The sequence below is a fragment of the Flavobacterium sp. HSC-32F16 genome (assembly GCF_024171645.1).
Classification (GTDB): Bacteria; Bacteroidota; Bacteroidia; order Flavobacteriales; family Flavobacteriaceae; genus Flavobacterium.
In genome coordinates, this window is record NZ_JALKAC010000001.1 from 828738 (window position 1) to 852355 (window position 23618).

General features: G+C 34.3%; 19 protein-coding genes. 5 read left to right on the top strand and 14 right to left on the bottom strand.

Annotated elements, in window-relative coordinates:
• Positions 1-57: 57 nt before the first annotated feature.
• Entirely contained in the window at positions 58-1332 is a 1275-nt protein-coding gene (gene glyA, locus L1276_RS03680) for a serine hydroxymethyltransferase (RefSeq protein WP_071637446.1), read from the bottom strand.
• A gap of 109 nt (positions 1333-1441) precedes the next feature.
• Here glyA and fahA point away from each other — a divergent pair, with 109 nt between their 5' ends.
• A complete protein-coding gene (gene fahA / locus L1276_RS03685) occupies positions 1442-2725 on the top strand; it encodes a fumarylacetoacetase (protein WP_253785566.1) in 1284 nt (427 codons plus the stop codon).
• A gap of 263 nt (positions 2726-2988) precedes the next feature.
• Here the strand turns inward: fahA and L1276_RS03690 are convergent, their stop codons facing one another.
• Positions 2989-4173 (bottom strand): endonuclease/exonuclease/phosphatase family protein, encoded by a 1185-nt coding sequence (locus tag L1276_RS03690; RefSeq protein WP_253785568.1) that lies wholly within the window; start codon positions 4171-4173, stop codon positions 2989-2991.
• A 281-nt stretch (positions 4174-4454) separates the two neighbouring features.
• A complete protein-coding gene (locus tag L1276_RS03695; RefSeq protein WP_253785569.1) occupies positions 4455-5495 on the bottom strand; it encodes an agmatine/peptidylarginine deiminase in 1041 nt (346 codons plus the stop codon).
• Positions 5496-5682: 187 nt separating this feature from the next.
• Between L1276_RS03695 and L1276_RS03700 the strand changes: the two genes are divergently transcribed.
• Complete coding sequence (locus L1276_RS03700) at positions 5683-7203, top strand: choice-of-anchor I family protein (protein ID WP_253785571.1); 1521 nt, start codon at positions 5683-5685, stop codon at positions 7201-7203.
• A gap of 200 nt (positions 7204-7403) precedes the next feature.
• Positions 7404-8666 (top strand): OmpA family protein, encoded by a 1263-nt coding sequence (locus L1276_RS03705; protein WP_253785573.1) that lies wholly within the window; start codon positions 7404-7406, stop codon positions 8664-8666.
• A gap of 287 nt (positions 8667-8953) precedes the next feature.
• Here L1276_RS03705 and L1276_RS03710 read toward each other — a convergent pair whose 3' ends face one another.
• The 4 genes from L1276_RS03710 to clpB all read right to left on the bottom strand — a co-directional run bounded on the left by L1276_RS03710 (position 8954) and on the right by clpB (position 14726).
• Positions 8954-9844 carry a carbon-nitrogen hydrolase gene (locus L1276_RS03710; RefSeq protein ID WP_253785575.1) on the bottom strand — a complete coding sequence of 297 codons (891 nt, stop codon included), beginning with the start codon at positions 9842-9844 and terminating at the stop codon, positions 8954-8956.
• A 270-nt stretch (positions 9845-10114) separates the two neighbouring features.
• The gene (locus L1276_RS03715) at positions 10115-10525 is read right to left on the bottom strand and encodes a hypothetical protein (protein WP_253785577.1); all 411 of its coding nucleotides are present in this window, start codon (positions 10523-10525) and stop codon (positions 10115-10117) included.
• A 342-nt stretch (positions 10526-10867) separates the two neighbouring features.
• Entirely contained in the window at positions 10868-11752 is an 885-nt protein-coding gene (locus L1276_RS03720; RefSeq protein WP_253785579.1) for a DUF808 domain-containing protein, read from the bottom strand.
• Positions 11753-12122: 370 nt separating this feature from the next.
• Positions 12123-14726: an ATP-dependent chaperone ClpB gene (gene clpB / locus L1276_RS03725; RefSeq protein WP_253785581.1), complete on the bottom strand. Its 2604-nt coding sequence runs from the start codon at positions 14724-14726 to the stop codon at positions 12123-12125.
• 207 nt (positions 14727-14933) lie between these two features.
• Between clpB and ytxJ the strand changes: the two genes are divergently transcribed.
• Positions 14934-15323 (top strand): bacillithiol system redox-active protein YtxJ, encoded by a 390-nt coding sequence (ytxJ, locus tag L1276_RS03730; RefSeq protein WP_253785583.1) that lies wholly within the window; start codon positions 14934-14936, stop codon positions 15321-15323.
• Positions 15324-15339: 16 nt separating this feature from the next.
• The gene (locus L1276_RS03735; protein WP_253785584.1) at positions 15340-15882 is read left to right on the top strand and encodes an HD domain-containing protein; all 543 of its coding nucleotides are present in this window, start codon (positions 15340-15342) and stop codon (positions 15880-15882) included.
• A gap of 72 nt (positions 15883-15954) precedes the next feature.
• Here L1276_RS03735 and L1276_RS03740 read toward each other — a convergent pair whose 3' ends face one another.
• From L1276_RS03740 to proB, 7 genes are all read right to left on the bottom strand, one after another.
• Entirely contained in the window at positions 15955-17127 is a 1173-nt protein-coding gene (locus tag L1276_RS03740) for a hypothetical protein (RefSeq protein ID WP_253785586.1), read from the bottom strand.
• Positions 17124-18128, bottom strand: coding sequence for a DUF2157 domain-containing protein (locus L1276_RS03745; protein ID WP_253785588.1), 1005 nt, complete (start codon positions 18126-18128; stop codon positions 17124-17126). Before L1276_RS03745 ends, L1276_RS03740 begins: the two co-directional genes overlap by 4 nt.
• A 143-nt stretch (positions 18129-18271) precedes the next feature.
• Positions 18272-19552: an argininosuccinate lyase gene (gene argH / locus L1276_RS03750; RefSeq protein WP_253785590.1), complete on the bottom strand. Its 1281-nt coding sequence runs from the start codon at positions 19550-19552 to the stop codon at positions 18272-18274.
• A gap of 59 nt (positions 19553-19611) precedes the next feature.
• Positions 19612-20682, bottom strand: a complete 1071-nt coding sequence (locus L1276_RS03755; protein WP_253785592.1) for a M20 family metallo-hydrolase — start codon at positions 20680-20682, stop codon at positions 19612-19614.
• A 266-nt stretch (positions 20683-20948) separates the two neighbouring features.
• A complete protein-coding gene (argB, locus tag L1276_RS03760) occupies positions 20949-21725 on the bottom strand; it encodes an acetylglutamate kinase (RefSeq protein WP_253785594.1) in 777 nt (258 codons plus the stop codon).
• 94 nt (positions 21726-21819) lie between these two features.
• Positions 21820-22767, bottom strand: a complete 948-nt coding sequence (locus L1276_RS03765) for an N-acetylornithine carbamoyltransferase (protein WP_253785596.1) — start codon at positions 22765-22767, stop codon at positions 21820-21822.
• An 87-nt stretch (positions 22768-22854) separates the two neighbouring features.
• Positions 22855-23616, bottom strand: coding sequence for a glutamate 5-kinase (gene proB, locus L1276_RS03770; RefSeq protein WP_253785598.1), 762 nt, complete (start codon positions 23614-23616; stop codon positions 22855-22857).
• Positions 23617-23618 lie beyond the last annotated feature (2 nt).

Here is a 23618-nt window from a genome sequence, read left to right on the forward strand (position 1 = left end):
AATTTACATTCCATTTTTAGACTTTCGACCTTCGACTTTATGACTTTTGACTAATTTTTAATATGCAAAAATTGGTCTTTCGCTCATTAATTCGTTTACTTCTTCAGCAACTTCTTCAATAACGTCCTCATTTGTATGATCAGTAAGCACTTTATCGATTAAAGCTACGATAGTTTCCATATCTTTTTCAACTAAACCACGAGTTGTGATTGCAGCTGTTCCAACACGAATTCCAGAAGTGATAAATGGTGATTTATCGTCAAAAGGAACCATATTTTTGTTTACTGTAATTTCTGCTTTTACTAATGCATTTTCAGCTTCTTTTCCAGAAATATTTTTATTTCTTAAGTCGATAAGCATCATGTGGTTATCAGTTCCGCCAGAGATAATGTTGTATCCTCTTTTTACGAAAGCATCTGCCATTGCATTTGCATTTTTTTGTAATTGCATTGCGTAAGTAAAGAACTCATCTTTAAGCGCTTCACCAAAAGCAACCGCTTTAGCAGCAATAATGTGCATTAAAGGTCCACCTTGATTTCCTGGGAAAACAGCTAAGTCTAATAATGAAGACATCATTCTGATTTCTCCTTTTGGAGTTTTTAAACCTTGTGGATTTTCGAAATCTTTCCCCATTAAGATCAAACCGCCGCGAGGTCCGCGTAACGTTTTGTGAGTCGTTGTAGAAACGATATGACAATGTGGAATTGGATCGTTTAATAATCCTTTTGCAATAAGACCTGCTGGGTGAGAAATATCAGCAAATAAGATTGCTCCTACGCTGTCTGCAATTTGTCTGAAACGAGCAAAATCCATATCACGAGAATAAGCCGAAGCTCCAGCGATAATTAATTTTGGCTGTTCTTTAGTTGCAATTTCCTGAATTTTATCATAATCTAAACGACCAGTTTCAGCATCTACACCGTAAAAAACCGGACGGTATAAACGTCCTGAAAAGTTTACAGGAGAACCGTGTGTTAAGTGACCTCCATGAGATAAATCGAAACCTAAAATGGTATCACCAGGATTTAAACAAGCATGATAAACAGCTGTGTTTGCCTGAGAACCTGAGTGAGGCTGTACGTTTGCATATTCAGCGCCAAATAATTCTTTAGCTCTGTCAATAGCAATCTGCTCGATAACGTCAACTACTTCGCAACCGCCGTAGTATCTTTTGCCTGGATATCCCTCAGCATATTTGTTAGTTAAAACAGAACCAGCTGCTTCCATTACCTGATCACTTACAAAATTTTCTGAAGCGATTAGTTCTAATCCGTGAATTTGTCTATCTTTTTCTTCTAGAATAAGATCAAAAATTTGTTCGTCGCGTTGCATTTTTTCGTTTTTCGTTAATTTCCTGCAAAAATACAAAAAAACGTTTGTGATACTGGTAGATTATGATATATTTGACATATAATTTTTCAACAAATAATTAACATCTAACATGCCAATAACAGCCAACGATACCAAAAGAAAATCATGGTTAGAAGTGCCTGAACATAGCGACTTCCCTATTCAAAATATCCCTTTCGGTGTCTTTCTTACCAAAGAAAATGTCGTTACTGTAGGAACAAGAATTGGCGACTACGCTATAGATTTAGGGGCTTTACAACAATTAAACTATTTTGAAGGAATAGATTTAACTGATGATATGTTTATGCAGGATACGCTCAATGATTTTATTTCTGATGGAAAAAAAACATGGCGTTTGGTGCGAAATCGTATCGCTGAAATTTTCGACGAAACAAATCCGCAGCTTCAAGATTCAACAAAAGACCGCGATATTGTTATTTTTAATATCGACGATGTCGAAATGCAATTACCAGTTTTAATTGGTGATTATACAGACTTTTATTCAAGTAAAGAACACGCTACAAACGTAGGTAAAATGTTCCGCGACCCAGAGAATGCGCTTCTTCCAAACTGGTTACACATTCCGGTTGGCTATCACGGAAGAAGTTCTACAATCGTTCCGTCTGGAATTCCGGTTCACAGACCAATGGGACAAACTTTGCCTGCCGGTGAAAAATATCCTGTTTTTGGTCCGTCTCGTTTAGTAGATTTTGAATTAGAAACCGCTTTTATTACTACCGATGTTAATATTATGGGAGAAAATATCCCAACGTATGAAGCAGAAGATTATATTTTTGGAATGGTTTTACTGAATGACTGGAGCGCACGCGATATTCAGAAATGGGAATATGTGCCTCTTGGACCATTTTTGGCCAAAAACTTTGCAACGTCAATTTCTCCCTGGATCGTAACTATGGATGCTTTAGAGCCTTTTAGAACAAAAGGACCTAAACAAGATCCATCACCCCTTCCGTACTTACAGACAAAAGGAAAAAAAGCTTTTGATATTCATTTAGAAGTTTCTTTAAAACCAGAAGATGCTGAAGAAACTGTGGTTTCAAAATCAAATTTTAAATATTTATACTGGTCCATGAGTCAGCAATTAGCGCATCATACTTCAAATGGATGCCGCGTAAATTCTGGCGACATGATGGGTTCCGGAACAATTTCAGGACCAACTCCTGACAGTTTTGGCTCTATGTTAGAATTGACTTGGGGAGGAAAAAACCCGCTGAAATTAAATGACGGAAGCGAACGTAAATTTATTGAAGATAATGATACTGTAATCATTAGAGGTTTCTGCGAAAATGCAGAAGTTAGAATTGGTTTTGGAGAAGTGGCAAGTCAGCTTTTACCTCCATTTATCAGACAATGAAGAGAAGATAGATTATCTGAATCTATTTAAGAATATAAAACCTTGGTTATCGCCAAGGTTTTTTTATGTTTTTTATTGCCGCCAGTTGTAACTGGAGCTATTTATAATATATTACAAGAAAAAGGCTTCAGCCAAAAAACGATTTTGACTAAAGCCTTCTTTTATGATGACTTTATACAACACTTTGATGAAAAACTTTACCAGGCTTCTCCCGAAGTCTCGGGATTGCTGAACGCAGCAAAATATACAAAGCAGAACCTATTTTACTCCAAAGCCACCTTCACCCAAACTAAACGATGATCTGAACTTGATTCACGTTTTTCTACCAGTTCTGACATTGGTTCGCCTTTAGCAGGCCAGAATACACCGCTGTTAACAACTTTAAAACCAAGTTTAGAAGGCAATACATAATCAGCACGCATTCTCCAAAAGGCAGTGTGGTTAATTCCAAAAGGATTTTGAGGACTATATTCAGCACCACCTTTACTGGCTGGTGTAAAGCCGCTGTTAATTTTTGGATCGTCGAGTAATGATTTTATACCTTCCGTAATAGCGTTTCCTTCAACTGGTGAAGCATTTTGGTCACCCATTATAACAAATTGAGAATTTGCAGGTAAACCGCCTTTTAAACCTTTGTCATCGTAAATGTATGAAGCAGAATGGTCTGAAATGTAGTCCTTCCAGAATCGGATTTCATCATGATTTCTTTTTCCATTACGATCTTCCGCACCATCAAAAGAAGGAGGAGTAGGATGACTGGCTAAAATATGAACTGTTTTCTTGCCAACCTTAACGGGAACATCCCAGTGAGATTTAGAAGACAACGGAAATTGCGCCCATGCTTCGCTGCTATACCAATCAGATCCATCCGGTTTTTTGATAAGCAATGCTCCCGGCATATCTTTCCATTTGAAATTTTGAAAAGTTCGAACTGCCTTAACATCAATAGGGTATTTTGATAAAAGCACCATCGCATATTGACCCGGATACATACCAAATCCCCAGGCATCATTTCCAAAATTCTCCAACTGTCCGTCATTATTCAAATCGTAAGGACTTGGCTGACCGGTATTCACGGTTGAATAATAGTAATAAGGATAATCGATAACCGTTGCTCCGCCTTGGCTTACTTTCAAATAATTTTTAACAAATGCCTTTACACCAAGTTTAGGGTTTTTAATGTAATCAAACTCATTTAGCAGAATAACGTCCGGCCTTACGGTCTGAATAATCTGGGCGATATTTTTGATTTGAGCATTATTTCCTGATTCTAGCTGATTGATTAATACCTTCTCAGAATTGCCATTTGTACCTCTTGGAAAATAATTTTCAGATTCCATACTTACATTGTAAGTAGCAAATGTAAGTTCAAGATTTTTTTGTGGTTGAGACTGTGAGAAAAGAACTCCTGCAGAAAGCATGGAGAGGGTAAAAAATAGTTTATTCATATAGAAATTGAATCTGCATTGTTGAATGCACGAATATAAGAATGTTACAGGAAAGCCCGGCAGTCATTATGTTAAGGATATGTCAATAAAAGCTGTTTCTATTTATAGTTTTTTATACTGCCTTCGGTGTTTAACTGTAGTTATTTATATCCTGTAATACAAAAAGCTTTAGCCAAAATAGCAACTTTGGCTAAAGCCTTTGATAATGACTTTATTATTCTTCCAGTTAAAACTGGAGACTATTGAATAACTTAATGTCTTTTCGCGTTCGCAGCAAAAAATTAAGCAGGAATCTGCTGGCTTAAGCAATGCAAAGTTCCGAATCCCCAGATGAAATCGATACAACTTATTCCGATTACTTCTCTGTCAGGGAAACATTCTGAAAGGATATTTAAAGCTGCACGATCGTTGCTGTCGTTGAACGTTGGAACTAAAACACAATTGTTCAGAATTAAGAAATTAGCATAACTAGCCGGAAGTCTTAAATCTTCAAAATCAACACGTTTTGGCATTGGTAATGCTACAATAACCGGAGATTTACCATTTTCTAATTTTGCATTTTGCAAACGTTTCAAATTATCCTGCAAAGGTTTATAGTTTGAATCATTTTTATCTGTTTCAACAATCGTTACAATTGTATCTTCGTTTACAAATCGGCATAAATCATCGATGTGACCATGGGTATCGTCGCCTTCAATTCCGTCTCCAAGCCAGATTACGTTAGTTACGCCAAGATATTCTTTAAAAACTGCTTCGTAATCTTCTTTGGTAAAACCTTGGTTTCGAACCTGAATAGTTGGGTGCATCAAACATTCTTCAGAAGTCAATAAAGTTCCTTTTCCGTTTACATCAATCGCACCGCCTTCAACAATTACCGGTTTTCCTTTATAGATAACCTGAGTCAGCGGAACATCAATAAAATCAGCCACTTTACCCGGAACAAATTTATCTAGCTGATAGTTTTTATATTTTGCCCAGCCGTTGAAGTTGAAATTTAAAGCTTCTCTTTTTGTACCATTTTTTACAATGATTGGCCCAGAGTCACGCATCCAGCTTCTGTTGGTTTTATGAACGATGTAAGAAACGTTCTCAATATTAACGCGGGCTCTTTCAAGCATATCGGTTACTTTTTCTTTTAGTTTTTCATCGGCTACGACCAAAAAAACAGTTTCAAAAGCGGCTACTTTTTTAATAAATTCTACAAAAGCCCATTGAACAGCTTCATATTTTCCCGGCCAGTCATTGCCGTTATGCGGAAAACACAATACAATTCCTTGCTGTTTTTCCCATTCTGCTGGAAATCTTCTATTATTTGTTGACATAAACAGGTTCTAATTTTGAAAGTGTACAAAGATAAGCATTCGTTAGGATTATAAAACATTTGAATAAAAATGATCTGTTATTTCACAAATAATCTCTTGCAAAAATTAAGTTAAAGATTAAATAATGAATACTTAATATACGGCAGAAACCGTGTAATTACTTTTGGCGAAACTAAAAAACTAACAAATGAAAAAAATAAGTATCACATTATTAACTGCTTTATTGATAATGGCAAGCTGTAATAACGATGAAAACTCAAACAACGAAGAACCAGAGGTTGTTGTAAATGAAAACCCGGGGACTTTTAAAGAAATCGGTTCAATTACAATTGGCGGAGAAGCTGCTGCAGAAATCTCTGCTTACTGCGAAAAAACAAAAAAAATTTTTACAGTAAACAACAGCGGTGTGAACCAAATTGATGTTATTGATATTACAGATCCAGCAAAACCAACGAAGATTGGTAAAATTGATTTGGCTGCTTATGAAGGTGCTGCAAATAGTGTTTCTGTTTTTGATGGAAAACTTGCCGTTGCTTTAGAATCAACTGCAAATAAACAAGCTAATGGAAAAGTAGTAGTTTTTAATACTTCTGATTACAGTTTAATCAAACAAGTTACGGTTGGTGCTTTGCCAGACATGATTACATTTTCTCCTGACGGAAAATTTATCATGACGGCTAATGAAGGCGAGCCAAACACAGATTATTCACAAGATCCAATCGGAACTGTTTCAATTATAGAAACCATTTCTTACAGCGTTACCACTCTTGATTTTGCTTCTTTCAGCGGTCAGGCTGCTACATTGGCAAAAGACGGATTTAGAATTTCTAAAGCGGCTAAAAGCTTTGCTCAGGATATTGAACCAGAATATATTACAATTTCTGATGATTCAAAAACGGCTTGGGTAACTTTACAGGAAAATAATGGTGTTGCAAAAGTTGATTTGACTTCTAAAACTATTACTGCCCTTTATCCATTAGGTTTAAAAGATTACAATACTGCTGAAAATGCAATTGATGTAAGCGACAGCGATGATAAAGTTGCTTTTAATCCGTGGAAAGTAAAAGGTATGTATATGCCGGATGCTATCAGCCATTTTTCTTCTAATAATGTTCCTTATTTTGTTACCGCAAATGAAGGTGATGCAAGAGAATATACGGCTAATACTGACATAAAACGTATGAAAAGCATGAAACTTGACGCAACAGTTTTTCCTGATGCTGCTACTTTAAAACTTGATGCTAATTTAGGAAGATTGAATCTAGTTGCTGATATGGGAGATACAGATGGCGACGGAGATTTAGATGAACTAATAAGTTTTGGTGCAAGATCATTCTCTATCTGGAATGGAAATACTGGAAAAATAGTTTATGACAGCAAAAATGATGTTGACAAAAAAACATACGAACTAGGAACTTATGATGATAAACGAAGCGATGATAAAGGTTCTGAACCAGAAGCTGTAGTTACTGCTAAAATAGGAAATCAAAATATTTTGTTTGTTGGTCTTGAAAGATCTGATGCTTTTATGACTTATGATGTAACAAATCCTGCTTCGCCTCAATATTTACAGACAGTAAAAACGGGAGATGCTCCAGAAGGAATTCTTTTTATTCCAGCTTCTAAAAGTCCAACAAAAAGAAGTTTAGTTGTAGTAAGCAGTGAAGGAGACGGAACTATTAAAATATATCAGCCAGACTTAAAATAACCAGTATTTGAAAAGTAAAAAAGCGTAAAATTTAAATTTTGCGCTTTTTTTATATCAAAAATTGATTTTTAATTAACACATTTTCAGAATTATAAGTTAATTAGTGGGAATTATGTAAGACGGTATACAACGCATTCAAAAACACGAGCTATAAATTTGTCAAGAGTTTAAAATTAAAAACTAAATAAATTTTTGATATCATGAAAAAGAAATTAGCTTCCGTATCCCTTTTACTATTAGCACTTACAGCAGGTGCACAAAATATGGCTACAACTTCTGCAAAACCAAACGTTGACCAACCAGAGTACAATAAATGGTCTATCGAACTTAATGGCGGTGTTAATAAACCAACCCGAGCAATGACTCCTGGTTATACTACTGAGTCTTTAAACTTCTTTCACGCAGATTTGGGTGCAAGATATATGTTTAATCCAAAGTTTGGGGTAAAATTAGATGTGGGTTATGATCAATTTAAAGAAAAAAACGATACTCCAGATTTCGAAAGCCGTTATGTAAGAGCAAGTTTGCAAGGGGTTGTTAATATTGGACGCGCTTTAAATTTTGAAACATGGACAAATACAATTGGTATCTTGGCACATGGTGGTTTTGGAGTTTCGCAAATTAGTACTGAAAGTGGTTTTGGAGGTCAGGATTATATGGCTCACGGGATCGCAGGTATTACAGGACAAATCAAACTTAGTAACAGAGTTGCTTTGACTGGTGACCTTACAGGAATTGTAAACGGAAGACAAAACTGGAACTTTGATGGAATGGGTAACACCTCTACTGGCTCTTTTGACGGAGTTTTATTAAACGCATCTGTAGGTCTTACTTTCTACTTAGGTAAAAATGAAAAACATGCTGACTGGGTTGGCGAAGAAGACAGAATTGGTGAATTGGAAAAAAGAGTGGACTTAATTGAAACTGGTCTTATTGACAGTGATAAAGATGGTGTTGCTGATTTATACGATTTAGAGCCAAATACAATCGCAGGAGTTGCGGTTAACACGAAAGGGCAATCTATTGATACCAATCAAAATGGCGTGCCGGATGAGTTAGAAAGCTATTTGGATAAAACTTACGAAAAGAAAGGAAGCGGGACTGCTACAAACAATACGGTTGAAGAATTAATCAACGGAGGTTATGTAAATGTTTATTTCGACTTTAATTCGTCTAAACCAACAAATGCTTCTTTATCTGGTGTTGATTTCTTAGTGAAATATTTGAAAAATAATCCAGGAAAATCGGCTGACATTATTGGTTATGCTGATGAAATTGGAAACACTAGCTACAATACTGAATTATCTAGAAAAAGAGCAGAAGCTGTGAAAAAAGTAGCTGTAAATGCTGGAATAGATGCTTCAAGATTGAATGTGGTTGCTAACGGAGAAGATACTTCGGTTAACAAAAATTCTAAAGAAGCACGTCAAATCGTGAGAAGAGTTACTTTCCAAGTAAAATAATCTTAGTCTATATATTTAAAAAGGCGGTTTCAATATTTTGAAACCGCCTTTTTGTTATAAAAAAATATAACAATACTATATTTTTTTCCCCCACGTAAAGAATATTTATTTAGAGCTGCAGGTGCGTAAAATATTTATAAAATTTCAATAACGCAAAGAAGAAAAGTTCCGTCGGAGCTTTATATTGTAAACGTTTATTATTTACCATAAATATTGTGTTTCTCTGAGACTTACAAAAAAAAGGGCAAAATTATATTTTGCCCTTTTTATATTTTAGATAAACTAAATTATCTATCGATTGCTCTTTTTGTGATATCTCCAAAAGCATCAATTCTTCTATCTCTGAAGAACGGCCAGTTTTGACGAACATTTTCCTGTAAATCTAAGTCAACCTCAGCAATTAGGATTTCTTCTTTATCATGTGAAGCCTGAGCTAAAATTTCTCCTTGAGGACCGGCAATAAATGACGCTCCCCAAAATTGAATTCCTTCTGTTCCTTCAATATATTGTTCAAGTCCAATTCGGTTTGCAGCTGCAACGAAAACACCATTAGCAACGGCGTGGCCTTTCATTACATTCATCCAAGCTCCATATTGGTTTTCTCCGTATTGTTCTTTTTCTTTTGGATGCCATCCAATTGCTGTTGGGTAGAATAAAACTTCAGCACCTTTTAAAGCTGTAATACGTGCTGCTTCCGGATACCATTGATCCCAGCAGATTAACGTTCCAACTGTTCCTTTTTTAGTTTGGATTGCCTGAAAACCTAAATCACCTGGAGTGAAATAGAATTTTTCATAGAAATGCGGATCGTCTGGAATGTGCATTTTTCGGTATAAACCAGCTTCTGTACCATCTGTATCAATGATATAAGCACTATTGTGGTAAATTCCAGCCATTCTTTTTTCGAAAAAAGGAACAATAATTACCACTCCTAATTCTTTCGCCAATTCGCTGAAAGCAATAAATGAAGTACTGTAAAGCGGTTCTGCTAATGCAAAATTATCTACGTCTTCACTTTGGCAGAAATAATGACTGCTATATAATTCTGGAAGTAAGATTACCTCTGCTCCTTTTCCTGCAGCATCTCTTACCCAGCTGATACATTTTTTTAGATTATTCTCGGCAACATCATTCAGATTTAACTGAATAACCGCTATTTTATACTTTCTTTTAGACATGACATAAAATTTAGAGTGCAAAAATAATACTTTTTAAAGGAATGGCAAAGTGTATTAGTTTTGTAAGTTCCACAAAAAAAAGAGTCATACGACTCTCTTTATAATTGTGCAGTAGAATTTCTCTTTAAAGAAATTTGTGATCTTCATTTTAATTATTTAAAGATAGTTAATTCGCTTTGAATCTATAACTCCAAAAACCATTTTACATCGACTCAAAAAATTAAGCTTTGTAAAATGGTTTTACAACCTAAAATTATACCTACTTAAGATTTATTCAATAACTACTTTCTGAGTCAGGAATTCTGTTTCTGATTTTTTGAATTTGATTTCGAAAGTTCCTTTTGCCGCCGATTTAAATTTATAAACTGTCTTTTTAGGTTCTGGTACTTGCTGCGTGCAAACTTCAGAAGGGTATTTTACTTCAACTTGTAATCCTTTTACCGAACCAATTGATGCATCACTGATTTTAACAAATTCAGCACAGGCATTCTCTACAACATACGTAACATCATAACTCAATTCTTCATTTACTTTTCCTGTTCCTGATCCTTTAATTTCTGTAACAAATGCCGTTTTTGTTTTAATTGGAGCTTCTGCATGATCATCGTCGTTATTGCATGAAATAAATACAATTGATAAAAATAATACTACTAAAACTGATTTTAATTTAAAACTTTTCATATAAAATAATAATTAATTGTTAATTACTATGAAGATGCAGGAGAATCAAGATGGTTGCTTTGATAAAATGTTAATTAGGAATACAAAGTTTTTAAATATTTGAAAATGAAAAAGTTATCCCTTTAAAATATTTTTAAAAAGAACCGTAATTTCTTATGAAAATTATATTTTCTAGATTAGCCCCGATAGAAGCGGCATCCTTTTTCCTGCTCCTTTAGCAGGGAAAAGATATAGCGGATAGCGGGACTAAAGGTGTAATGAAAATGTTTTTTTTTGCTTCTAAAATAAAAAAACACCAGCGTTAACTGATGTTTTTTTTAAGAGTATATTTTTGAAATTATTTTAAGCTGTTTTCTTTTTAAAGATCTTTTTGAAGAGATTTACAAACAGTAAAACTATAAAGCCCAGAACTAATCCAACTGTAAATTCTTTAATGATAGAAGGAATTTTAATTTCTTCTGACAAATGGTGGAAAAATGGAATGTAATGCACAAATATTCCACCAGCAACCAAAAGCAGCGCAATTGTACCAATTACAGTTAAACCTTTTATAACCAGCGGAAGTGCTTTAACCAATAAATTTCCAATAAATCGCGATGGACTTTTTTCGCTTTTACTATGTTTAATAAGCTTATATCCTGCTTCATCCATTCTAACAATAAGAGCTACAATGCCGTAAACTCCTATTGTTGCAATTAGTGCGATTATTGAAGTTACGATTATCTGCTGCGTTAAAGGTTCTTCTATTACAGTTCCTAATGCTATGATTACTATTTCTACAGATAAAATAAAATCGGTTACGATTGCTGATTTTATTTTTCCTTTTTCAATTACCAGAATTTGTTCTTCTGTCAAAGTTTCTTCGGTTATTCCTTCAGATTCTTCGTGCTTGTGGGGAAATACAAATTCGTATATTTTTTCAGCTCCTTCGTATGCTAAAAACAATCCTCCCAATACTAAAATTACGATTATTGCAACTGGCAGAAATGCGCTTAATAAAAATGCAATTGGCAGAATAATTATTTTATTAAGCAATGATCCTTTACTAATTGCCCATAAAACAGGAAGTTCTCTTGAAGAGGCAAATCCCGAAGCTTTCTCGGCGTTTACAGCCAAATCGTCTCCTAAAATTCCTGCTGTCTTTTTTGCTGCAATTTTACTCATTACTGCAACGTCGTCCATAATTGCTGCGATATCGTCTAATAGTACGAAAAAACCTGATGCCATTATTTGTTTTTGTTTAATGTTTGGTTGTGCGAATCTACCACTTTTTATGCGATTCTCTTTAACGAAAATTGGATTAAATTTTTAACTGCACTGACCTAGCAGCACCCATAAAATAATAAAAACTATAATAGTTCCGAAACATCCTCCTCCTAGTTTTTTTGCACCGTATCCTGCAAGTAATCCTCTAAATATATTGTTCATGATAATTTGATTTTATGTTACTGTAAATTTGAGAATTAAACCTAAAATTTCATTTATATGAATTTTAAAAAAAGTTTCATTATTCACGGATATAAACAAAAAAAAACACCAGCATTTCTGCTGGTGTTTTCTTATTGATAGTCAGAGACTCACAGCAGTGCGTCTCTACTTATTTTACTTCCTGAGTTTGATTTCTAAAAACCAAATTACCATCAAATGCATCCAGTAAGATAATGCTGTCTGTTGTTATATTTCCTGCCAGAATTTCTTTTGACAATTGGTTTAGAACTTCTCTCTGTACTACACGTTTTACAGGTCTTGCACCAAAATGCGGATCATAACCTTTGTCTGACAAGTAGGCAATTGCTTCTGGAGTTGCATCCATTGTAATTCCTTGAAGCGCCAGCATTTTTGTAACGCTCTTTAATTGCAGGCTCACAATTTTAGAAATATTATCTATTGTAAGCGGCGTAAACATTACAATTTCGTCAATACGATTTATAAATTCCGGACGAACGGTTTGTTTCAACAATCCCAGAACTTCGTTTTTAGCGGCTTCTGTAGCTGCCTCAACACTTCCTTTCAGGTTTTCAAATTTTTCCTGAATAATATGACTTCCCATATTCGATGTCATAATAATAATCGTGTTTTTAAAATCGGCAAGACGACCTTTATTATCTGTTAATCGGCCTTCATCAAGAACCTGCAATAAAATATTGAATGTATCAGGATGCGCTTTTTCAATTTCATCTAACAAAATTACAGAATATGGTTTTCTACGAACAGCTTCAGTCAATTGACCTCCTTCATCATAACCTACATATCCCGGAGGTGCACCAACTAAACGACTTACGCTGTGACGTTCCTGATACTCACTCATATCGATACGTGTCAAGGCATTTTCATCATCAAAAAGATATTCGGCCAAAGCCTTTGCAAGCTCCGTTTTACCAACTCCTGTGGTTCCTAAAAACAAGAAAGTTCCAACTGGTTTTTTCATATCCTGTAAACCAGCACGGCTTCTGCGAACGGCGTCACTCACTGCTTCAATCGCTTCTTCCTGCCCTACTACACGTTTATGTAATTCATCTTCCAGATGCAATAGTTTTTCCCTTTCCGTTTGAAGCATTTTCATAACTGGAATTCCAGTCCATTTTGCTACAACTTCTGCAATATCTTCACGAGTTACTTCTTCTTTAATAAGAGAATTTCCAGATTGGTATTCTTGCAATTGTTTCTGTAAAACTTCTTGACGTTCTTGCGCTTCTTTTATTTTTCCGTAACGAATTTCGGCTACTTTTCCATAATCACCTTCACGTTCTGCGCGTTCCGCTTCGTATTTAAAATCTTCGATTTCTAGTTTTACAGCCTGAATTCCGTCAACAATATCTTTTTCAGATTTCCATCTTGCGTAGATTTCGTTGCGTTCTTCTTTCAGGTTTGCCAAATCCATGCGTAAGATTTTCAGTTTATTTTCTTCTTTCTCACGTTTTATGGCTTCAATCTCGATTTCTAACTGCATAATTTTACGATCCAAAACATCTAATTCCTCTGGTTTTGAATTGATTTCCATACGAAGTTTAGAAGCCGCTTCGTCCATTAAGTCAATTGCTTTATCTGGTAAAAAACGATTGGTAATGTAACGCTGTGAAAGCTCAACAGCAGCGATAATCGCTTCATCTTTAATCTGAACTTTATGATGCGTTTCATATTTCTCTTTAATTCCACGTAAAATTGAAATCGCACTTTCAGTATCCGGTTCGTCAATTAATACTTTTTGGAAACGTCTTTCAAGGGCTTTATCTTTTTCAAAATATTTTTGATATTCATCTAAAGTAGTAGCTCCAATTGCTCTTAACTCACCACGAGCCAAAGCGGGTTTCAGGATGTTGGCCGCATCCATTGCGCCTTCTCCTCCACCTGCGCCTACAAGCGTGTGAATTTCATCAATAAACAAAACGATATCTCCTTCGGCAGAAGTTACTTCTTTTACCACTGATTTTAAACGCTCTTCAAATTCTCCTTTGAATTTTGCGCCGGCAATCAACGCTCCCATGTCTAATGAGAAAACGATTTTATCTTTTAAGTTTTCCGGAACATCTCCATCAACAATTCTATGAGCTAAACCTTCGGCAATTGCGGTCTTACCCACTCCGGGTTCACCAACAAGCATTGGGTTATTTTTTGTTCTACGGGTTAAAATCTGTAAAACACGACGAATTTCTTCGTCACGACCAATAACCGGATCTAATTTTCCTGTTCTTGCTAACTCATTTAAGTTTTTAGCGTATTTATTTAATGAATTATAAGTTTCTTCGGCCGAAGCTGATGTTACTCTTTCTCCTTTTCGAAGTTCCTCAATTGCTGCTTTCAGCCCTTTTCCGGTAACTCCCTGATCTTTTAAAATTTGAGAAACTTTGCTTTTTGAATCAAAAATTGCCAGAATTAAATGTTCGATCGAAACGTATTCATCGTTCATTTTTTGTGCAATAATTTCTGCTTCGTTTAAAGCTTTGTTTGCATCTCTCGAAAGCAGAATATCGCCTCCGGAAACTTTTGGAAAACTCTGAATTGTACTGTCGAGAATTTGTAAAAACAACGGCACATTTACATTTAGTTTCTTTAAAATAAATGGTGCTACGTTTTCATCAACTTCAAAAATAGCTTTGAAAATGTGTTCATTTTCAATTTGCTGCTGGCCGTTTCGTTGTGCTAATTGCTGCGACAACTGTATGGCTTCCTGCGATTTAATAGTAAACTTGTTTATATTCATATTTTTTCGATTTGATTGATTTTTTTGTTTGAAATATTCGATTACATTAAAGTTACAATTTATTGAGATACATTTTTAACTCAAAATAATCTAACTTTGTACTGGAATAAACAAATTATATTCCATAACAAAAATAAAGACAAAATGACATTAAAAACGTGATTTTTATCATTTTAAGATGTCAAAAAGTCATAAAATCAGCCAAATATGAGTTTTTTTAATTCAATCTTCGGAAGTTCAGAGAACTCAGAAGCTTCACAAAGTAAAGTAAACTGGACAGAATTAACTGATATTCTTCAGTTAATGGAAATAGAAGCTATTTCTAATACAAAGCCGGTTGTTATTTTTAAACACAGTACAAGATGCAGTATCAGCCGTATGTCACTAAAACAATTTGAAAGAGATTTTGATCTTGAAGGTGTTGTTGATGCTTATTTTTTAGATTTAATCGCTCATAGAGATATTTCAAATGAAATTGCCAGCAAATTTGGCGTTTATCATGAATCGCCTCAATTGATTTTAATTAAAAACGGAAAAGCTGTCTACAATGTTTCGCATAGCGATATTGATGCTGAAGCTTTAAAAAGTAAAGTTTAATTCTAAAATTAATTGAATGGATGTTCAAACGGCTTACCAAAAAACAATAATTTTTGCGACAATAAAACATTTAGAAAATAATCAGACTATTACTGATTCTAATCTTCCTTATGTTATTCATTTGAGCAATGTTACGATGGAAATTTTAATTGCATCGAATAACACTGAAAATTTTGATTTAAATTTTGCAACTCAGGTTGCTTTACTTCATGATACTCTGGAAGATACCAATACTACATTTGAGGAATTGGAACGTGAATTTGGACTTGAAATTGCCGAAGGAGTTTCTGCACTTACAAAAAACAGCGATTTACCTAAAGAAGAAAAAATGCTGGATAGTTTAACCAGAATTTCGAAACTTAAAAAAGAAGTTTGGGCAGTTAAGTTAGCAGACAGAATTACCAATTTACAGAAACCTCCAAAAACCTGGGACAATCTTAAAAGAAGAAATTATAAAGCTGAAGCCGCAATTATTTTAGAAAAATTAAAGGGAGGCAACGCTTACTTAGAAAATCGATTACACACTAAAATAGAAGAATACGAACAATATCTTGATTAAGATTCTTCCTGAAAACAAAAAACGCTGAATTTTTAATTCAGCGTTTTTTGTTTATAAACTTTTTATAATTAATCAAAAGCTTTCTCCAGATCCGCCTCCGCTGAATCCTCCTCCTCCAAAATCCATTGGCGATTCGGTTTTTATTTCTGGTTTAAGTCCTAAAGACGAGGCTACAATCAAGGTTTGAGCATCAAGAATAGTATTTGAATGTTTTATTCTGTCTGGTTTAAAAGTCAATCCTGATTCTTTATTTTTTAATTTTTGAATAGAAAAATAAGCAATTGCAAACATTATTAATCCGCCAAGAGTTAATGCAGCTTCAATTGGCAGAACTGAATAATAAAATCGGATTGTAAATACCGTAAAAGCTATTGTGGCAAAACTAATCCATAGCATGATTCTATTTTTCGTTTTTAATGCCTGAACTAAATACACAATCGGGACAATAAACGTAAAAGCATAAAAGAAATAAGAAAACGGAATATCCTGCCCCGGCTGAACATCTACCCCTAAAAGTTCTGATGACAGCTCTCTTACTACCAAATAATTGCAGGAAAGATAAAACAGAATCAAACAGAAACTATTAGCTAATACTAATCCGTTATAATAATAAACTTCTTTTAAATGATTAATTTTCTGTTTGGTAAAGAAATAAAAACCTCCTGAAACCAGCATTACCACAAAAGGCAGAATCGTTTTACCAACGTCTCCAATCTCAAACATTCCGAAAAATAATACCGCAGCAGAAGCCAAACAAAAAACCAGCATAGACATTAAATGCAAATATCTTTTATAAGCAATAAACGAAGCAATCGCCACAAAAACAGCAGGCACAATTCCGGTATTGTAATTTTCTGTTGAAAGGGTTACTGCAATACCCAGATTTAAAATTCCGCCTAAAATAAAAGCATCGTCCAAACCATGATTATGATATTTTTGATTGGACAGCAATTCAGCTCCAACAAAACCAATAATAGCAAAAAGATAAAGGCAGACTTTCAAAAATGAATCTGATGCACCGCTAAAGCCTATAAGTGCAATAACACCACAAATAGAGGAGTAAAGGAATGATCCAAGCAAAAAGAATCCAATACGGACTAAAATATTACTTTGACTATTAAAAGACGGAAGTTCCTTTTTAATCAGTTTTTTTTGTTCTTTGCTTATAAAACCTCCGTTTTCAAGATTTTCAGCTTCGTCAATTAAAACTGAATTGTTTAATAAATTTTTATCATGTACTATCATTTTACAATCTCTCTATTAAAATTTTTAATCAGTTTTATAAAAATCACAATTGAACCAATGAAATAAATTGGAAGCAGAAGAATAAATAACTGCCAAATATCACTAAAATCAACACGTTCAAAGATTCTAAACAGAAAAACATTTATACCTGTAAAAGCGTAAATAATCATAAAAACATAAAGAGACATTGATTTTAACTGATGGCTGATTTTGTAAAAGTAAACCGAAGAAGCTATAAGAAATACTGTAAAAAGAAGCCACGAACTGTAATAGTCATAATAATCAGCCATTTTAACAATAGAAGCAATGCTAATAATATGCAGTGCAAATGTGAGATAGATTATGGCAAAATGTGTCTTCAAGTTAATTCTGAAACTATAAACGGTCCATAAAATAAGTAAAGCTCCAAGCATAACAGCCGAATAACTTAAACTTTTATAAGCTAAAATACTGCTTTCGTTAAATATATCCTGCGGTGTTACCGAAAGTCCGATGTATGCTGCCAAACCTGTAACCGCAATTGTGAGTACACTTTTGTTATCAAAATAATAGGCACAAACAAAACTGACAATTGTTGGAACGAGAGTTGCAAGTCCATAATGTGTTCCGAAGGCTTCATACTGAAATTGAAGATAACCTATAAAAATACAGGTAAGAACATTGGCTGTTAAGACCAAATACTCTAAAAAAGGACTTTCGAATGTGGTTTCTGTTTTTTGAAAACCTTTAGAATTTTTAAAACAGTAATAAAAACAACCGCAAATTGCAATAAACAAAATGGCAAGCAAGGCAATATGACTAATGCTGTCAATATTATCGTAGATAAGAATTCCAATTCCGGAAGTAAACATTAAAACTGAAATCGAAAGCAGTAATTTCAATTCTACATTTAAAGAAAAAATATTGAGATTTCGATACTCCTTAATTTCCTCAAACTGATTCTCGGTTATTAATTTTTTATCATAAAGAGCTTGAGATCCCTGTTCGTCAAATTGCGTCATATTTTTGTTTTAAAAATGATCAATTCTCAAATTTAGAGAATTAGGCCGGATTTTCTTAAAGTATGAATACTTATTTTAGTTAAATAAAAAAACCGATTTGTATTCGTTACAAATCGGCTTAAAATTATTTAAAGAATAAACTTTTAGAAAGCAGTTTTCATTTTATCTTTAATAGCGTCAAGGCATAAATTATTAATACTGCCTTCGTGCGTGTGTTTTGTTTGTTTTGGAGATTTGTATGTTCCTGCTTCCAATTGTTCTGCAACGGCTTTGTAAGCATCTCTAAACGGCATTCCTTCCACAACCATTTCATTTAAAGTGTCAACTGTAAACAAATAATCGTATTTTTTATCTTCTAAAATATGATCTTTAACTGTAATATCTTTAATCGAAAATATAGCAATATCCAAACAAGCTTTCAGGTTTTGAATTGCCGGAAACAAGCCTTCTTTTAAAAGCTGTAAATCTCTGTGATATCCGCTTGGAAGATTATTAGTGATCAGGGTGATTTCGTACGGAAGCGCTTGAATCTTATTGCATTTTCCTCTGATTAATTCAAAAACATCAGGATTCTTTTTATGAGGCATAATGCTCGAACCTGTTGTAAGATGCGCCGGAAGACCAATAAAATCAAAATTCTGGCTCATATACAGACAAACGTCCATTGCAAATTTTGATAACGTTCCTGCAACACTTGTCATGGCAAAAGCAACTGTTTTTTCTGCTTTTCCACGGCTCATTTGTGCGGCAACGGCATTATATTTTAAAGTTTCAAAACCTAATTCCTGTGTTGTAAATGTTCTGTTGATTGGAAATGAACTTCCGTAACCCGCAGCAGATCCTAACGGATTCTGGTCTACAATTTTTGAAGCGGCATTTAACATCGTAATATCATCAATTAAACTTTCTGCGTAAGCAGAAAACCACATTCCGAATGATGATGGCATCGCGATTTGCAAATGTGTATATCCTGGCAGTAATACATTTTGATGTTTTTCTGCCGATTCCATTAACAAGTCAAACAATGTTTTTACCTGTTCTTTTATCGCTTTTAATTCGTCTTTCAAATACAAATGAACATCAACTAAAACCTGATCGTTACGAGAACGTGCGGTGTGGATTTTCTTTCCTGCATCGCCTAATTTTGCCGTAAGAAGATATTCTATTTTAGAATGTACGTCTTCGAAACTGTCTTCGATTTCGAAATCCCCAACTACGATATCGGCTATGATTTCGTTTAATGCATCAACTAAAGAAGTTGTTTCTTCAGCAGTAAGCAAACCAATTTGTCCTAACATTTTGGCGTGAGCGATTGAACCTAAAGCATCGTATTTTGCTAAAACTAAATCCAGTTCACGATCGTTTCCAACTGTGAATTGCTCGATTTGTTTATCTGTTGGTATTCCTTTTTCCCAAAGTTTCATAGGTACTATTTTTAGAAACCCGACAGGTTTTAAAAATCTGTCGGGTTTAATTCATTTAATTATAATTTAAAGAAATCAGTTAGTATTTTAATATACAAGTCGACTCCTTCTTCAATTTCATTTACAAAAATAAATTCATCTGCCGAATGCGAACGCAACGTTTCTCCTGGTCCTAATTTTAAAGACTGACAGCTCAATACTGACTGATCTGAAAGTGTTGGCGAACCATACGTTGTTCTTCCTAAAGCAATTCCTGCCTGAACTAAACCATGCGCAACTGGAATAGACGATGCATTTAAATGCATAGATCTTGGCGTTACTTCGGCATTTACATTTGCTTTAACCACTTCCAAAATCTCAGTATTTGTATAACGGTCTGTTACACGAATGTCTACCACCAAATCACATTCCGAAGGTACAACGTTATGCTGTTTTCCTGCATTGATCTGTGTTACGGTCATTTTTACAGGGCCTAAAACGTCTGAGATTTTGTCGAATTTATAGTTTTTAAACCATTCCATCACTGGAATTGATTTATATAATGCATTATCGTCGTTTTGATGCGCGGCGTGGCTTGCGGTTCCTTTTACTTTTACATCAAGAACCAATAAACCTTTTTCGGCAACCGCTAATTGCATTAAAGTTGGTTCTCCAACAATCGCACAATCTAATTCTGGTAAATGCTTTAAAACACTGTTTAAACCATTTTTCCCGCTGCTTTCTTCTTCGGCGGAAGCTACAATTACAATGTTATGCGAAAGATTCTGATTTTCGTAGAAATGAACAAAAGTTGCTAATAAAGAAACTAAACATCCACCTGCGTCATTACTTCCTAATCCGAATAATTTTCCATCTTTTTCGATCGCTTTAAACGGATCATTTGTGTAAGCCTGATTTGGTCGTACAGTATCGTGATGTGAGTTTAGTAAAAGTGTTGGTTTATTTTCGTCGAAATATTTGTTGAAAGCCCACACATTATTGTTTTCTCTCTTGAAAGGAATCTCATTTTGATTGAACCAATTTTCGATTAAAAGGGCTGTTTGGTCTTCTTCACTAGAAAATGAAGGGGTTTCGATTAAGCTTTTTAATAAACTAATTGCTTCTTGGGTAAGCGTTGCAATATTTTTCATAGTTATGGTTTCTTTGCCACGAAGGCTCGAAGTCACAAAGTTTTTAATTAAATCTGTGACATTTTTTATTTGCGCAAATTTCTAAAATTAAATTCTAAAAGCACTGCGCAGTTGTGTTTTTTTGCCACTAATTGCACGAATTTTCACAAATTATTTTTTTGTGACAGATTTAAAATCAAAATAAACTTTTTAATGTAAGTCTAAAATTATTTTCTCTTTTAACAGCAAAAATTAGTGTCAATTCTTGTAATTCGTGCCAACATCTTTTATAACGTAATTGTTGTGTGCAGAACATCTGGATTTTGGAGCATTTTATGATGCCCAATTTTGATTTTCTGTACACCTCTTGATAAACTATTGAAACAGTTATCCAGTTTCGGAATCATTCCGGAATGGATTACTTTTTCTTCTTTTAGCTTTTTATATAATGTTTCGTTTATTTCTGTAATTACAGATGAATCATCTTCTGAATCTTGTAAAACACCTTGTTTTTCAAAACAATATGTCAGCGTCACATCAAAAACTTCCGATAATGCAATTGATAATTCGCTTGCAATCGTATCAGCATTTGTGTTTAGTAATTGTCCGTTTTTATCATGCGTAATCGCGCAGAAAACAGGAACAACTCCAGCTTCTAATAAAGTGGCCAATAATTTGGTGTTCACTTGTTTTACATCGCCTACAAATCCGTAATCAATAGTTGGATGATTTCTTTTTACAGATTGAATCAAATTACCGTCAGCTCCAGAAAAACCAATGGCGTTGTTGTCCTTGGCCTGCAATTGCGCTACAATATGTTTGTTGATTTGTCCCGCGTAAATCATGACTACAACGTCCAGCATTGGAGCATCTGTAATTCGGCGTCCGTCAATCATCTGCGGAACCAAACCGATACTCTGCGCCATTTTTGTAGCCGATTTTCCACCGCCGTGAACTAAAACTTTATAGCCTTCAATTTTAGAAAAATCGGTTAAAAATTGTTCTAACTCTGCTGGATTATCGATGATGTTTCCACCTATTTTTATTACGGTAACTTTTTTCATGAGGTTCTAAGGGACTAAGGTTCTAAGGGACTAAGGTTTTTGTTCAGCAGTTTCTTAGCATCTCAGAAACTTAGAACCTTAGCACCTCAAAAAATTATATTTTTTTAAGAATCTTTTGTAAAACTAATTGTGCTGAATATGTTCTGTTATTCGCTTGTTCGATTACGATTGAATTTTCTCCGTCTAAAACTTCGTCACTTACAATAACGTTACGACGAACCGGAAGACAATGCATGAATTTTCCGTTGTTAGTTAAAGCCATTTTTTCGGCTGTAACGGTCCAGTTTGGATCGCTGTTGGTTACTTTTCCGTAATCGTTGAAGTTACTCCAGTTTTTTACGTAAACGAAATCGGCATTTTCAAAAGCTTTGTTTTGATCGTATTCGATTTTACAATCTTTCGTAATTTCCGGGCTTAATTCGTAACCTTCCGGATGTGTAATTACAAAGTCCATATCTTTCTGCATTTGCATCATTTCTACGAATGAATTGGCAACTGCCTGAGGCAAAGCTTTTGGATGCGGCGCCCACGAAAGCACTACTTTTGGTTTGTGTTTTGTTTTAAACTCTTCCATCGTAATGGCATCTGCCAAAGACTGCATTGGATGACGAACGGCACTTTCCATATTTACAATTGGCACAGTTGCGTATTTCAAGAATCCTGAAATTACAGTTTCCTGATAATCTTTTTCTTTGTCAACCAAACCTGCAAAAGCACGAATTGCGATAATATCACAGTATTGTGAAACCACTTCGGCCGCTTCTTTGATATGTTCTGAAGCACCTGAATTCATAACTGCTCCATCTTCGAATTCTAATGTCCAGCCTTCATTGGTAAAATTCATTACCATTACGTTCATTCCTAAGTTTAAAGCCGCTTTTTGTGTACTCAAACGCGTTCTTAAACTTGGATTGAAGAATAACATTCCTAAGGTTTTGTTTTTACCTAATTTTTTATTTTTAAGCGGCTCTTTTTTGATCTTGATCGCGCTTTTAACCCATTTTGATAATGAGTCGATATCTTTTATTGAAATATAGTTCATTTGTTTTTTTATTAATTTAGATAATGTGATAATTAGAAAATTGGATAATTGTGTATTATCTAATTCACTAATTTTCTAATTGACTCATTAGATTATTTTAGTAAATGGAATTTCGTCTTTTAATGCTTTTAAAATAAAATTATCATTTAATCCATTCACAATCCAGGTTTCTATATTGGCTGCTTTTGCAATTGCAGCAGCTTCTATTTTGGATTTCATTCCTCCTGTTCCGTGTGATGATTTTGATTCACCGATTTCTTTTTCTAATGATTTCAAATCATTTACCAATTTGATTGTTTCCGGAATTTCATCGTGAATAGAATCTTTTTTATAAATCCCGTTTGTATTAGTAGCAATTATCAGAATATCAACATTTAAAAGAACAGCCGTTAAAGCTGCTAGTTTGTCATTATCTCCAAACCGAATTTCATCTGTGGCAACGGTATCATTTTCATTGATAATCGGAATGTAATTGTTCTTAACCAAAACATTAATTGTATTTACAATGTTTTTTTTGGTCTGTTCTTTTTCGAAATCAGAATAAGAAAGCAAACACTGTGAAGTATTCAATCCTAAATCCTTAAAGTTTTCATTGTAAATCCGCATTAAATGAGGTTGTCCGATAGAAGCTAAAGCCTGTTTCACAAAAACATCTTTATCTTGATTGTCCAACTTTACAAATTGCTTTGCTGCTGCAATTGCTCCTGAACTCACTATAATAAATTCATACTCGTCGTTTAAAGCCGCAATCTGTATTCCAAGGTCTTCAATCTTTCCCCGCGAAATATGATTAGTTTCTTTGGTTAAAGTATTACTTCCTATTTTTAATAAAATCCGTTTTTTTGCCATGT

Bases quoted from the DNA above. Each gene is read 5' to 3' on its own strand.
- glyA (WP_071637446.1), bottom strand. From the start codon at position 1,332: ATGCAACGCGACGAACAAATTTTTGATCTTATTCTAGAAGAAAAAGAT.
- fahA (WP_253785566.1), top strand. From the start codon at position 1,442: ATGCCAATAACAGCCAACGATACCAAAAGAAAATCATGGTTAGAAGTG.
- L1276_RS03690 (WP_253785568.1), bottom strand. From the start codon at position 4,173: ATGAATAAACTATTTTTTACCCTCTCCATGCTTTCTGCAGGAGTTCTT.
- L1276_RS03695 (WP_253785569.1), bottom strand. From the start codon at position 5,495: ATGTCAACAAATAATAGAAGATTTCCAGCAGAATGGGAAAAACAGCAA.
- L1276_RS03700 (WP_253785571.1), top strand. From the start codon at position 5,683: ATGAAAAAAATAAGTATCACATTATTAACTGCTTTATTGATAATGGCA.
- L1276_RS03705 (WP_253785573.1), top strand. From the start codon at position 7,404: ATGAAAAAGAAATTAGCTTCCGTATCCCTTTTACTATTAGCACTTACA.
- L1276_RS03710 (WP_253785575.1), bottom strand. From the start codon at position 9,844: ATGTCTAAAAGAAAGTATAAAATAGCGGTTATTCAGTTAAATCTGAAT.
- L1276_RS03715 (WP_253785577.1), bottom strand. From the start codon at position 10,525: ATGAAAAGTTTTAAATTAAAATCAGTTTTAGTAGTATTATTTTTATCA.
- L1276_RS03720 (WP_253785579.1), bottom strand. From the start codon at position 11,752: ATGGCATCAGGTTTTTTCGTACTATTAGACGATATCGCAGCAATTATG.
- clpB (WP_253785581.1), bottom strand. From the start codon at position 14,726: ATGAATATAAACAAGTTTACTATTAAATCGCAGGAAGCCATACAGTTG.
- ytxJ (WP_253785583.1), top strand. From the start codon at position 14,934: ATGAGTTTTTTTAATTCAATCTTCGGAAGTTCAGAGAACTCAGAAGCT.
- L1276_RS03735 (WP_253785584.1), top strand. From the start codon at position 15,340: ATGGATGTTCAAACGGCTTACCAAAAAACAATAATTTTTGCGACAATA.
- L1276_RS03740 (WP_253785586.1), bottom strand. From the start codon at position 17,127: ATGATAGTACATGATAAAAATTTATTAAACAATTCAGTTTTAATTGAC.
- L1276_RS03745 (WP_253785588.1), bottom strand. From the start codon at position 18,128: ATGACGCAATTTGACGAACAGGGATCTCAAGCTCTTTATGATAAAAAA.
- argH (WP_253785590.1), bottom strand. From the start codon at position 19,552: ATGAAACTTTGGGAAAAAGGAATACCAACAGATAAACAAATCGAGCAA.
- L1276_RS03755 (WP_253785592.1), bottom strand. From the start codon at position 20,682: ATGAAAAATATTGCAACGCTTACCCAAGAAGCAATTAGTTTATTAAAA.
- argB (WP_253785594.1), bottom strand. From the start codon at position 21,725: ATGAAAAAAGTTACCGTAATAAAAATAGGTGGAAACATCATCGATAAT.
- L1276_RS03765 (WP_253785596.1), bottom strand. From the start codon at position 22,767: ATGAACTATATTTCAATAAAAGATATCGACTCATTATCAAAATGGGTT.
- proB (WP_253785598.1), bottom strand. From the start codon at position 23,616: ATGGCAAAAAAACGGATTTTATTAAAAATAGGAAGTAATACTTTAACC.